The organism is Vibrio chemaguriensis, from assembly GCF_012275705.1.
In the GTDB taxonomy this organism is placed as follows: Bacteria; Pseudomonadota; Gammaproteobacteria; order Enterobacterales; family Vibrionaceae; genus Vibrio; species Vibrio diabolicus.
Genome location: NZ_SHOE01000001.1, coordinates 85,280 through 98,926, shown reverse-complemented (window position 1 = coordinate 98,926; position 13,647 = coordinate 85,280). Strand labels below are relative to the sequence as shown.

Here is a 13,647-nt window from a genome sequence, read left to right as displayed (position 1 = left end):
ACTAAGAGCCAAATTTCATTTTTAACGTGTCTTGATAACCGCGTATTATGCGAAAAGCATCTTTGAGGTGTTGTCTTTCAAAGCTGCCAAAATGCTCAGGAAATATAGCATTCGTTACTGGCTTTCCACCTTGTAAGCATTGCAGCTGATGTGAGTAACGTAATTGCGTTACATAACGATAAGTCCCTATCAAGTCTTGATGTGAAGTGCTATTAATCAATCCTGTATCATACGCAAAATCGAATCTTTCTTCCGTTGACAACATTCCTCCGCCTTTATGAAGAGCATAAATTCTAGCGATATCGACCAACAGACCAACCGCAGACTTTTTAATATTCAGCGATTTCTCGTTGTGACCATTGTTTTCTAACACTAAGTTATTGAATATCCCTAGTGGTGGACGGTGTGATATTAAATTTCTAACTAAGGCTGCGATTAAATGAGGGTTATTTTTGGTACACCGCTCGCGTTCACTATTTAGTTCATCAAATAGTGACCTATCCCCGGAAATAAAGCGCACTTCAAGAAAGACATTAAGATTTAGTAACATATTGTATTCTGGATTGTTTGCCCATTTTCTGTAGAGCTGCTTCCAGATGAATAATGGCTGATTCCACGTTGGTGTAGCCGCCATAAAACGCCCATTACACAAAGGGTACCCGCATTCCGCTAATCCTTTACATATATACATAGCAAAATGTCGAAAATAAATTCGGTCACTTTCTGTTGCTGAGTCATCAAGTACTAAAGCGTTATCTTGATCAGAACCTAAGTGAACCTCTCCTCTCGCATGCGAACCCGCCGCTAACCAAGCATAATTACAAGGAGGTAAACCCACGTTTCTTTCTGCTAATTTAATCAATCGACAGGTAAAGGCATCATAAATCATCATTAAAACTTGCCCAACTACATTGGCTGGCAAATGCGATTCTATCATCGCCTCAAACACTGCCTGACGTTCTTTTACTAACAATGAAAGCGACTCTAAGCTATTACACTTACTGATTTTTTCAATCAAAAAAACAGCCTGGATGCCATGCCTCTGAACTAACTCTTGAGGGCTAATCAAACCTAAAACTTGTTTATTTTTGTCAAGAACAGGGATGTTACGAATATTGTGTTTCATCATCAGATTGAACACAGAAATCACGGGCTCATTTTGGTCAACACTCTGAGGATGAGCGTTCATAATATCCTCAACAGGTCTATAGATATTAAACGCCTCAGCAACCACTCTACTTGTCATGTCAGTCTCGGTAACCACTCCAACCAATGCATTGTCATTGGTAACCAAGGCACAAGTGCAGCCTTTTTTACTCATGATTTGTGCCACTTGCTGGATACTTTGGTTTTTATGCACCACCACAACATTATGATTGGCTAAATCTTTAGCCCTTTTAAAAAACAGGCTTTTTTCTGCTTGTGAATACTGTGCATTAATACTTGAAGTGAGACGTTGACTTGCACGGATTGCAATCTGGTTAACAACATTTTCAAAATTCGAAACTTCTTTTAGTAAGAACGCATAATTAATTTTATATATTAAACAATTTTCAATGGTTTTTACTTTATATTTATCCTGTTCTAAATTAAATCCAAATACATCATTTTCGCCTAATCTAGCTCTTAATTCACCATTAGGAAATCTCTGTTCGATAACTCCAGCTCGAATAATATATAAATTTTTTCCTTCAGGCATAACTAAGGAGACACTCTCTCCCTTTCCCCAATAAACAATATCTGTGTTCGTAGCGATAGCATCAAGAACATGGTCAGGAAGTAAATGAAATGGCTCTATCGTTTTAAAAAAAGAAACGACATTTGGCAGCAAGGTTGAATCCATATGACACTCTTTTAATTAGAAAAACTCCGCTCAAAAAAGAGCGGAGTATAATAAAGAATGGTTTTACCAGAACAATGTATATAACACTGCCAAAACAATCATTATGCCGTAAGAAGCGATATTAAAGCTTCGATCTGTTACAAACATCGATGATGTAACACTAATACCTTTAGGATCATCATCATTAATTGATGTGCTCAAACTTGTAAATGCGATAACAACCATTGTAAACAATAATGTGTATAGCATTTGATCCATAAATGGCATGGAAAGTGGCATAAATTTCAAGAACAAGGCAAATGGTATTGATGCTACTACACCAATAATAGCCCCTTTACTGGTTGTTTTCTTCCAAAATAAGCCAAGTAAGAATACAGCCAAAATTCCAGGGCTAACTAAACCTGTATATTCTTGGATGTATTGGAATGCTTGGCCAATACCACCTAACATTGGAGCAATTAGGCAGGCAATAATTAGTGCCACCACAGCTGCAGTACGCCCAACATTCACCAACTTGTGGTCACCTGAGTCAGGAGAGATATACTCTTTGTAAATATCCATAGTGAAGATAGTGGCTGTTGAGTTAAGCATTGATGCTAGTGAAGAAACAATTGCAGCAGCAAGAGCCGCAAAAACAACCCCTTTAACACCAACAGGCAAGAATTGAGTCAACCAAGGATATGCTTTATCCGCATGAGCAGCACTTGGAAGGTTTGTTGCTGCAATATCACCAAGACTTGCCATTAGTTTTGGGTCCGAAGTAATAACGTAAGCGGCAATACCTGGCAATACCACGAGAAACGGAACGATAAGTTTCAAAAACGCTGCAAAAACAATACCTTTCTGAGCTTCCGATACTGATTTTGCAGCAAGTGTTCTTTGAATAATGTACTGGTTAAAGCCCCAGTAATATAAGTTTGCTACCCAAAGACCACCAATTAATACGGCAATACCAGGAAGGTTCATGTATTGTGGATTACTTTGATCCAAGATCATCTCAAAGTGGCCTGGAGCGGCATCGACCATTTTAGACAACCCAGCGAACCAACCGTCCGTACCACCAATAAAATTCACTGCCATGTAGGTAGTCATAAAACCACCCAAAACTAAGAAGAACACTTGGATGACATCGGTCCATACTACTGCCGATAAACCACCGTAAATTGAGTACACCAACGCAAACAGCGCAAGACCTAGAATTGAGTACATCAACGGAATACCCAAAATGGTTTCGAGAGCCAAACCACCTAAATACAGTACTGAAGTTAGGTTTACAAAAATGTACAAGGAAATCCAAAAAACGGCCAAAATTGTTTTTAGTTTTTTATTGAAGCGTTTTTCAACAAATTCAGGAATGGTATAGATTCCTTTTTCAATGAAAATAGGTAGAAAGTACTTACCAACAATAATCAATGTTATTGCCGACATCCATTCATAAGATGCGATAGCCAAGCCGATTGAATAGCCTGAACCAGACATTCCTATAAATTGTTCCGCAGAAATATTTGCAGCAATTAGCGAAGCACCGACAGCCCACCAAGGCAAAGATTTTCCCGCCAAGAAATAATCTTCCGTACTTTTCTGAGTGCCTTTTTTATCACGAGATACCCAAAGTCCGACCCCAATGATAATTGCGACATAAATGGCGAAGACCATTATGTCGATAAAGCTTAGACCATGTTCTATATTCGACATCAGTTTCATCCTGTAGTTTTGTTTACGCCGCAAAGTGTAAACGTTACCACTCAAATGAAATGTAACTCAAATCACACATATTGATACATATTACGCTAAAAACCTTATAACGAGCTAAAGATCACAAATATTAAGAGAAGTATCATTTAATTAAAACTCTCTAAAATCAACAAAAATGTAAACGATAACAATAAAGGTAAAACGAAGAGTAATAAGTAGGAAATTACGGGGATCATCCACCGTACAGTATTGTGTCGAAAGTTAGGTAAGTGATTTAAACTTCCTAGTAAAAATACATATCAAAAACAAATAAGGTGGGCATGTAGCCCACCATAACACCCAAAGTCGTTGGAGTTGCAGCATCGCTGCCGCTGCAAGTTCAAAGGGCAGAAGTGCTATCTAAAATTCAAACTGATAAGTAGTTTGATGCTGATAGCAATCCCCAGAGATCAACACCCCATTGTTGAGTCCCCATTCTGGTTTGTTTGGCCCGTCTGGAAAGTATTGCGTTTCCAATGCTAGGCCGTCATAGCGTTCGTAAGTTTTACTTGCACCTGGCGTACCGGCTAAGAAATTACCTGAATAGAACTGGATGGCAGGTTTGGTGGTTTTCACCTTCATCACCACATCTTCTTTTGGTGCAATTAAAACCGCAGCGACAGACACGCCATCGGTCACTTCAGGCATGAATACAAAGGCGTGATCGTAGCCACCAGCGGTTTTCTGATCTCGCTCGGCAAGAAATTCTTGGCTAATCAATTTTGGCTCGGTGAAGTCGAAACTGGTGCCCGAAACTGGCTTTTGTTCACCGGTAGGAATTAACCCCGCATCCGTTGGTAAGTAATGCCCAGCATTGAGCTGTAAAGTATGATCCAAACTTTTCGCGCGGCTCGCCTCACCAGCCAAGTTAAAGTAGGCGTGATTGGTTAAATTCACTGGCGATGTTTTGTCGGTCTTAGCATCATAGGCGATAGCTAGTTCATTCTCGTCAGTGAGCGTGTACGTCACCTTCACATCGAGGTTTCCCGGATAGCCTTGGTCACCGTCCGGGGAGCGAAGTGAAAAAGTGACCTGTTGATCATTTTGCTCTTCAACCTTCCAGCGGCGTTTATCAAACCCTTCTAGGCCACCGTGCAGTGAGTTTTCACCGTTATTGATACCAAGTTGATACTTCTCTCCGTCTATCTCAAACTGCCCTTTCGCAATTCGGTTAGCAAAGCGGCCAACAATGGAACCGAAGTAAGCGTCTTGCTTCATGTGTTCAGCCATATTTGGTGAGCGCAACAACACTTCACGGGTTTCACCATTTACCGGTAATGTGCAACTCAACCACGTCGCACCAATATCCATAAACGACGCCGTCATACCACTCGCGTTGGTCAAATGAATCAGATTCGCAGTTTGGCCATCAAACGACGGCGTTTGCGCCATCGCTTGTTCTAGTTGTTGAAAATAGGCTTTCATCATCATTCCTTACAGCACTTCAACCAAACCCGCACCATTTTTGGCTTGGCAAACATAAATCGACTCTTTTAACCCCGTAGCCGCTTGGTACTTCGCTTCAACTGCCGCTTTCACGTCATCAACCAGTGCTGGCGGTACAAGTGCCACGATGCAACCACCAAAGCCACCGCCGGTCATGCGCACGCCGCCTTGATCGCCGATCACCTCTTTGACTATCTCCACCAGCGTATCGATTTCTTTTACCGTACTTCATGTCGTGTGCTCGTAGCGCTTGCGCCGCTTCCACAGTACGATCGTTTTCTGTGATGACATGACGGGCACGTTTTGCCACCATTTCATCCAGCTCAGCGACTTTCTCGTTGAACTGCTCAATCGTCACATCACGCAAAGCTTTCACACCGAAAATACGCGCCGCTTCTTCACATTGCTGACGACGAGTGTTGTATTCGCTGTCGACCAAACCACGTTTTTTATTCGAGTTGATGATCACGACTGCCATGTCTTCTGGCATAGAGACTGCTTCAGTTTTAAGGCTACGGCAATCCAATAGCATCGCGTGATTTTCACGCCCTTCCGCTGAAATCATTTGATCCATGATGCCGCAGTTGCAACCGACGAATTCGTTCTCAGCTTGCTGACCGTTTAACGCAATTTCGGCTTGGCTGATCTCAAGGTTGAACAACACTTTAAACGTTTGACCGATCACCACTTCCAATGCCGCCGATGAGCTCAAACCCGCGCCTTGAGGTACGTTGCCGCTGACTGAAATATCCGCCCCAGTAAACTGGTAGCCACGCGCCAGAAGACACTTCACCACGCCGCGAATGTAGTTCGCCCACATTTTGTCTTGCTGGAAGGTAATGGCTTGCGTGATATCGAATTCATCCACTGCGTTGCCATAATCGACCGAGACCAAACGCACGATATTGTCTTCACGCTTTGCCGCCGCCACAACCGTTTGGTAGTTAATGGCACACGGTAGGACAAAACCATCGTTGTAATCGGTGTGCTCACCAATCAAGTTCACACGACCAGGCGCTTGGATAATATGGCTAGGTGCGTAGCCCAACACTTGCTCAAATGACGCTTTCACATTTTGGATAAGTTCAGACATAGGGACGTTCTCTTAAAATAGTAATTTGTGTGGGATAGCGCGTTGAGCCTAACTTTCTATCTGTAAAGTCGCGCTATCCCGTTATTCGTAATCAGTCCAATTTAAAGACTTAGCATTCTTTGTAGTGGACATCACTCACATCACGCAGACGCTGCGCCGCTTGCTCTGCGGTGAGGTCACGTTGGCTTTCTGCCAGCATTTCGTAGCCCACCATGAACTTACGAACCGTGGCACTGCGCAGTAGTGGCGGATAAAAAAGTGCATGAAGCTGCCAATGGTCGATGTCTGTGCCTTGGTCAAAAAACGGTGCGTAGTGCCAGCCCATCGAGTAAGGGAAAGAGCATTGGAATAAATTGTCGTAACGGCTGATCAGCTTCTTAATCGCTCGCGCTAAATCGTCTCGTTGCTCATCGCTGAGTTCGCTCATGCGACGAATGTGCGTTTTCGGCAACAACATGGTACCACCGCCAGCCAGTGTTCAGTTTCCACCACGATGCGTGAGCCGTCTTTGAGTTCCGCTTGCAAGTAATCCACCAGCAAGTTGCTGCCGTGCTCTTGGTAGTACGCTTTTAGGTTGTGCTCTTTGCGCTCGATTTCATTGGGTAAGAAGCTGTTCGCCCAGATTTGACCGTGTGGATGCGGCTGAGAACAGCCCATGGTTTCGCCTTTGTTTTCGAACGCCTGAACCCAAACGTACTCTTTGCCGAGCTCTTCAATTTGCTCATTCCATGTATCAATCACGCCACGAATATTATCCACAGGCAGCTCCGGTAAGGTTTTGCTGTGATCTGGCGAGAAGCAAATCACTCGGCTCAAACCACGCACGCCTTGCGTTTTGAATAGCGGGTTGTTTGACTCTGGTGCATCTGGTGAATCCACCATCAGCGCAGCAAAATCGTTATTGAACACATAAGTGCCTTGGTAGTCTGGATTAACATCGCCAGAGATACGTTCATTGGTTGGACAAAGGAAACATTTACCGTCATAGCTTGGTAGCTCATCCAACGCGGGCTTTTCATCTGCGCCACTCCAAGGGCGTTTTGCACGGTGAGGTGAAACCAAAATCCATTGCCCAGTCAGAGGGTTGTAACGGCGGTGTGGATGATCCACTGGGTTAAATTCGACATTCGACATGTTACTTACTCAACTTTTAAGAATTCTTTCATCTGCATTTCTCAATGAAATTGGAAAGTGCAGACAACAATGCGGCGACGTAAACTACGCAGGGGAATAGCCATTGGGATTTTTTGACTGCCAGTTCCACGTATCGGCGGTCATTTCAGCCACCGTGCGTGTTGCCTTCCAGCCTAGTTCACGCTCAGCTTTTTCCGTGCTTGCCCAACATTCAGCAATATCCCCAGGACGACGCGGGCATAACTCGTAAGGCACAGGTTTACCGCAAGCCGCCGCGAACGCATCCACCATCTCAAGTACGCTCGAGCCTTTACCTGTACCTAAGTTGTAAATGTGCAAACCCGATTTCTCACCCACCGATTTCAATGCGGCGATGTGGCCGTCGGCCAGATCCATCACATGGATGTAATCACGTACGCCAGTGCCGTCAGGGGTTGGATAGTCGTTACCAAATACCGCGAGTTTTTCTCGGCGACCAACTGCGACTTGAGCGATAAATGGCATCAGGTTATTGGGCATACCTTGTGGGTCTTCCCCCATACTGCCAGATGGGTGCGCGCCAACTGGGTTGAAGTAACGCAGTAATGTGATGCTCCAGTCGTTTTCAGCATGGAACAGATCGCTTAAGCACTGCTCCACCATATATTTGCTGCGTCCATATGGATTGGTGGTTGCGCCTGTTGGTGAGTCTTCCGTAATCGGCACTATTTCAGGGTCACCGTAAACCGTTGCCGATGAACTGAATACGATGCTTTTCACGCCCGCTTTACGCATACTGCGCGCTAACACCAATGAGCCATTGACGTTGTTGTCGTAGTACTCAAGTGGTTTTGCCATCGATTCGCCAACCGCTTTGAGGCCAGCAAAGTGGATCACGGCTTGGATGTCGTGCTGCGCGAACACCGTATCCAAAAATGCTTCGTCACGGATGTCACCTTGGTGGAACGCAGGCTGCTTGCCTGTCAGCGCTTCAATACGGTTTAACACTTCCAGTTTGGCGTTACACAAGTTGTCGACGATGATAGGTTCTATTCCCGCTTCAATCATCTGAACGCAAGTGTGACTACCGATATATCCCATACCGCCTGTGACAAGAACTTTCACTTTTGCTTCTCCACGTTTGCTGCTTTCTGTTCATACCTCACTCTGATGCGCTAAAAGCCAATCGCTATTGCATCGAATCAGTACGCCCATTTCTTAACTGGCTAAAAGTCTAGCAACCAATCTCGATCCAGATCCGTGATCGAATTCAAATTGTGTAAACGTTTCCACAAAATTACACAAAAGCCTTATTTTAGATGCTGACTTTAGTTAAATTAAACCAGGAAGATGATGAGCAGTGAAGATGAGTCGAGCAGATACCACTCTCTTTCGTGGATCGCACGATTTTACTAAAAGTTTGTGCATCCCTAAGTAGCTGTTTACAATAGCCAGATTATTGAGTTCTCACTTGGACTGTGAGCAATGCCAACGGGAAATGTACATGGCAACACTAAAAGATATCGCCACTGAAGCGGGCGTCTCACTTGCAACTGTATCGCGAGTTTTGAATGACGATCCGACGTTGAGCGTTAAAGAAGAGACCAAACGCCGCATTTTAGAAATCGCAGAAAAGCTGGAGTACCGCACCAGCAGCTCGAAGAAAGCCACCAAAGAAGCCAAGCAAAAACATCACTTTTTGGCCTTGTACAATTACAAACAAGAAGCAGAAGTGAATGACCCGTACTACTTGTCGATTCGTCATGGGATTGAAACTCAGTGCGATAAACTCGGCATTACGCTAACCAATTGCTACAACAGCGAAATTGATGTTGAAACGCAAAAGATCACGGGTGTCCTTTTAGTCGGGAAAGTCGACCAAAAGGTGGTCAATAAGTTACCTAAACGCTTAGCCGATAGCATCTGTTACATCGACTTTTCAGATCCAACTAGCCCTTACGATTGCGTTGATATCGACCTTGTAAGAATCAGCAAGCAAGTGGTTGATTTCTTTGTACAACAAGGCTACGAGCGCATCGGATTTATTGGTGGACAAGACGAGCCCAACACCGCAGACATTCGTGAAAATGCGTTTGTGGACTACGGCAGTCTAAAAGGTGTGGTTTCTGAAGACGACATTTATCGTGGCGATTTCTCTAGCTTGTCCGGTTATGACTTAGCGAAAGAGATGCTGGCCAAAGGCAATTTCCCAAAAGCGATGTTCATTGCTTCGGACTCCATTGCGATTGGTGTGTTACGTGCAGTGCATGAGTTTGGTTTAAACATTCCTGATGATATTGCGCTGATCAGCGTGAACGACATTCCTACCGCGCGCTTTACCTTCCCTCCTCTATCTACCGTTCGTATTCATTCTGAAATGATGGGGATTCAAGGCGTGAACTTGTTAGTAGAAAAATACCGTGACGGACGCGCACTGCCCCTTCAAGTGTACGTTCCAAGCAAGCTCAAACTACGCGGCACAACTCGATAAAAACCCTCAAAACTGCTCAAATAAGGCACTGAATTTTCAGTGCTTTTTTATTTCTTCTTTTATTTTCTACCGAATTTTTACTGTTTTTACTTTCCAAAACAATCTAGAACGCATTCCTTTACGCTGATCACATCTTGCTCAACATTGGTCATTTAAAACGTGACCAAGTTAAAGTAAAACGTTTTCACTAATTTATTTTAGTAAAACTTTTACTAATATCTTTCTCAGATTATTAATAAGCATTTTTCACAATACATCGGCCGTTATTTTTGCACTGATGTTGAGCCGCGATGAAACCGTCCCGCACTCCAACATAAGCGCACCAAGCCGAGGGGAGATCAAAACGTGAACAATTGGGAAAACTTCCAACACTTACACGAGAATCGTATGGCACCACGTGCGTACTTTTTCTCCTACGACTCTATTCAGAGCGCACAAACCTTTCAACGTGAACTGAGTCGCCGCTTTATGTTACTCAGCGGCCAATGGACATTCCGTTATTTCACCAACCCAATGTTGGTACCTGATGAGTTTTACTCACAAACAATGAACGACTGGGGACACATTACCGTCCCAAACATGTGGCAAATGGAAGGCCACGGCGATCTGCAATACACTGATGAAGGCTTCCCATTCCCGATCGACGTCCCGTTTGTACCAACCGACAACCCAACGGGCGCTTATCAACGCACATTTACACTTGGTCCACAGTGGGATAACCAACAAACCATCATCAAGTTCGATGGCGTGGAAACCTACTTTGAAGTGTACGTAAACGGCGAGTACGTCGGCTTTAGCAAAGGCAGCCGTCTTACTGCGGAGTTCGACATTTCTGCCTACGCACACCAAGGCGAAAACTTGCTCTCTGTACGCGTGATGCAGTGGGCCGATTCCACTTACATTGAAGACCAAGACATGTGGTGGACGGCGGGGATCTTCCGCGATGTTTACCTTGTGGGCAAAGAGCAGGTTCACGTCCAAGACCTAACAATTCGCACCGATTTCGCCGACGATTACCAAAGTGCGACGCTCAGTGCTCAAGTCGAATTGGAAAACCTTTCCACCGCTATCGCGTCTGGCTATACGCTGGAATACGCGCTGCATGACAAAGGCACTGTCGTAGCCAGTGGTCAATGCGATTCACTGACTATCCAAAACCACCACTCAACAAGCTTTGCGATTGATATGGTGAGCCCAACGCATTGGACAGCAGAAAATCCTTACCTTTACCACTTGTTCATCACCTTAAAAGATCACCAAGGCAACGTAGTGGAAGTGATCCCACAACGCGTGGGTTTCCGTGACATCAAAGTGCGCGATGGCCTGTTTTACATCAACAATCAATACGTGATGCTGCATGGTGTCAACCGTCATGACAACGACCACCTAAAAGGTCGCGCAGTGGGCATGGACCGCGTGGAAAAAGATCTGATTTTGATGAAGCAACACAACATCAACTCAGTTCGCACCGCACACTACCCGAACGACCCACGCTTCTACGAGTTGTGTGATATTTACGGCCTGTTTGTGATGGCAGAAACCGATGTGGAAACCCACGGTTTTGCCAACGTTGGCGACCTGAGCCGTATCACCAATGATCCTGCTTGGGAAGCGGTGTTTGTCGATCGCGCAGTGCGTCATGTTCATGCGCAAAAGAACCACCCTTCTATCATCATGTGGTCACTCGGTAACGAATCGGGTTATGGCTGTAACATCCGTGCGATGTATACCGCGACCAAAGCAATTGATGACACCCGTTTGGTTCACTATGAAGAAGACCGCGATGCTGAAGTCGTCGATGTGATTTCGACGATGTACTCACGCGCTCAACTGATGAATTACTTTGGCGAACACCCACACGAGAAGCCACGCATTATCTGCGAATACGCACACGCGATGGGGAACGGGCCGGGTGGTCTGACGGAATACCAAAACGTGTTCTATGCGCACGACCACATTCAAGGTCACTACGTTTGGGAATGGTGTGATCACGGCATTCTAGCGCGTGATGAACACGGCCAAGAGTTCTACAAATACGGCGGCGATTACGGCGATTACCCAAACAACTACAACTTCTGCATGGATGGTCTGATTTACCCAGATCAAACCCCGGGCCCTGGCCTGAAAGAATACAAACAAGTCATTGCACCGGTGAAAATCCGCGCCGTTGAAGGTTGCCATGACCGCTTTATCGTTGAGAACAAATTGTGGTTCACCAACCTCGATGATTACACCATCACTGCCGACGTGCGTGCCGAAGGTGAAACCCTGCGTAGCGTGCAATTCAAAGTCGAAGCTTTGGTCGCCAACAGCGAACGTGAAGTGACCATCGACTTGCCAGAATTGGATGAGCGCGAAGCCTTTGTTAACTTCACCGTACGCAAAGACAGTCGCACACTTTACAGCGAAGCCAACCATGAAATTGCGGTGTATCAGTTCCAACTGAAAGACAACACCGCGACGTTGCCTGCGCTGGTCAACCACAATATTCAACCCTTGGTGCTTGAAGAAAGCCGCCTAGAGCACGTGATCACAGGTCATAACTTTGCGCTTACTTTCTCGAAAGTAAACGGCAAACTGACCTCATGGCGCGTAAATGGCGAAGAGATCATTCAATCTGAGCCAAGACTGAACTTCTTCAAACCGATGATTGATAACCACAAACAAGAGTATGAAGGTTTGTGGCACCCAGCGCATCTGCAAATCATGCAGGAGCACTTCCGCACACTTGCGGTGGAAGCAATCGATGATTCCGTCTTGATTACAACCACCAGCATCATTGCGCCGCCGGTCTTTGATTTTGGCATGCGTTGTACCTACCGCTATCAAATCAATGCGCAAGGCCATTTGAACGTAGAACTGAGCGGCGAACGTTACGGCGACTACCCTCACGTAGTTCCGGTCATCGGCTTGGATTTGGGCATCAACGGCAGCTTTGACCAAGTTAGCTACTACGGTCGCGGCCCAGAAGAAAACTACCAAGACAGTCGCCAAGCTAACCTCATTGATGTTTACCACGCCAATGTGGCGGACATGTTCGAGAACTACCCGTTCCCGCAAAACAACGGCAACCGCCAACACGTGCGCTGGGCATCGCTCACCAACCGTCATGGCACAGGATTATTGGTGAAACCTCAGCAAGAAATCAACTTCAGCGCGTGGTTCTACACCAACCAAAATCTGCATGAAGCGCAACATACGATCGAGCTAGAAAAGAGTGGCTACATCACCCTTAACCTTGACCATCAAGTGATGGGGTTAGGCTCGAACTCATGGGGCAGCGAAGTGCTCGACTCTTACCGCGTATACATGGACGAGTTCCGTTACGGTTTGACGCTGATGCCACTGCAAGCAGGCGATTGCAACGCACAAGTGATGGCAAACCATGATTTCGACAACGCGTTTTTCACTCAAACCAATACTCAATCAGTCAACGAGGCGTAACCCATGATCGTGTTAGACAGCTTAGAGCAATTCAAACAGGTATATCGCAACGGTCGTAAATGGAACCGATGTGTGGAAGCCATTGGCAACATCGGCAACATCAAAGATGGCGTGATGCACTCGATTGGCGATTCACTGGTTTACATGGTTGAGGATGGCATCGCGAAACAAACCGAAATGTTCATCGGTAACCGTCGTTACTTCGATGTGCATTACTACCTCGAAGGCCGAGAAACCGTTGAGTTCGCGGATAAAGCCGCGTTGACACTAGAACAAGCTTATCGTGATGAAACCGACCGCGAATTTTTTTCTGGTCAGGGTGAAACTCGTGAGCTTTGCGAAGGCCAAGTGGCGATTTTTGAAAACAGTGAAGCGTACCGCTTCCACGGAGACAACCGCGTAAGAAAAGTGGTGCTCAAAGTGACCATCGAAGATGGCTACTTCCTAAATAAATAAAACAAGAGAAGGGCTGTGGTCACAGCA

The 13,647-nt window shown here is 45.4% G+C and carries 7 protein-coding genes and 2 pseudogenes; 3 read left to right on the top strand and 6 right to left on the bottom strand.

Annotation, left to right across the window (positions count from 1 at the left end; translation table 11 throughout):
- Position 1: 1 nt before the first annotated feature.
- The 6 genes and pseudogenes from EX191_RS00420 to galE all read right to left on the bottom strand — a co-directional run bounded on the left by EX191_RS00420 (position 2) and on the right by galE (position 8,354).
- The gene (locus EX191_RS00420; RefSeq protein ID WP_152811687.1) at positions 2–1,843 is read right to left on the bottom strand and encodes a DUF294 nucleotidyltransferase-like domain-containing protein; all 1,842 of its coding nucleotides are present in this window, start codon (positions 1,841–1,843) and stop codon (positions 2–4) included.
- A 63-nt stretch (positions 1,844–1,906) separates the two neighbouring features.
- A complete protein-coding gene (locus EX191_RS00415; RefSeq protein ID WP_193446957.1) occupies positions 1,907–3,538 on the bottom strand; it encodes a sodium/sugar symporter in 1,632 nt (543 codons plus the stop codon).
- Positions 3,539–3,937: 399 nt separating this feature from the next.
- Positions 3,938–5,002: a galactose-1-epimerase gene (galM, locus tag EX191_RS00410; RefSeq protein ID WP_193446956.1), complete on the bottom strand. Its 1,065-nt coding sequence runs from the start codon at positions 5,000–5,002 to the stop codon at positions 3,938–3,940.
- Positions 5,003–5,011: 9 nt separating this feature from the next.
- Positions 5,012–6,116 (bottom strand): annotated as a pseudogene (galK, locus tag EX191_RS00405) (galactokinase).
- Positions 6,117–6,225: 109 nt separating this feature from the next.
- Positions 6,226–7,250 (bottom strand): annotated as a pseudogene (locus EX191_RS00400) (UDP-glucose--hexose-1-phosphate uridylyltransferase).
- 84 nt (positions 7,251–7,334) lie between these two features.
- Positions 7,335–8,354 (bottom strand): UDP-glucose 4-epimerase GalE, encoded by a 1,020-nt coding sequence (gene galE / locus EX191_RS00395; protein ID WP_053809250.1) that lies wholly within the window; start codon positions 8,352–8,354, stop codon positions 7,335–7,337.
- 379 nt (positions 8,355–8,733) lie between these two features.
- Here galE and ebgR point away from each other — a divergent pair, with 379 nt between their 5' ends.
- The 3 genes from ebgR to EX191_RS00380 all read left to right on the top strand — a co-directional run bounded on the left by ebgR (position 8,734) and on the right by EX191_RS00380 (position 13,620).
- Positions 8,734–9,720 carry a transcriptional regulator EbgR gene (gene ebgR, locus EX191_RS00390; RefSeq protein ID WP_140070140.1) on the top strand — a complete coding sequence of 329 codons (987 nt, stop codon included), beginning with the start codon at positions 8,734–8,736 and terminating at the stop codon, positions 9,718–9,720.
- A 345-nt stretch (positions 9,721–10,065) separates the two neighbouring features.
- Positions 10,066–13,164, top strand: a complete 3,099-nt coding sequence (gene ebgA / locus EX191_RS00385; RefSeq protein WP_193446955.1) for a beta-galactosidase subunit alpha — start codon at positions 10,066–10,068, stop codon at positions 13,162–13,164.
- 3 nt (positions 13,165–13,167) lie between these two features.
- Positions 13,168–13,620, top strand: coding sequence for a beta-galactosidase subunit beta (locus EX191_RS00380; protein WP_080534883.1), 453 nt, complete (start codon positions 13,168–13,170; stop codon positions 13,618–13,620).
- Positions 13,621–13,647 lie beyond the last annotated feature (27 nt).

Coding starts and splice junctions, on each gene's coding strand:
- EX191_RS00415 (WP_193446957.1), bottom strand. CDS start 3,538: ATGTCGAATATAGAACATGGTCTAAGCTTTATCGACATAATGGTCTTC.
- EX191_RS00380 (WP_080534883.1), top strand. CDS start 13,168: ATGATCGTGTTAGACAGCTTAGAGCAATTCAAACAGGTATATCGCAAC.
- galM (WP_193446956.1), bottom strand. CDS start 5,002: ATGAAAGCCTATTTTCAACAACTAGAACAAGCGATGGCGCAAACGCCG.
- EX191_RS00420 (WP_152811687.1), bottom strand. CDS start 1,843: ATGGATTCAACCTTGCTGCCAAATGTCGTTTCTTTTTTTAAAACGATA.
- ebgR (WP_140070140.1), top strand. CDS start 8,734: ATGGCAACACTAAAAGATATCGCCACTGAAGCGGGCGTCTCACTTGCA.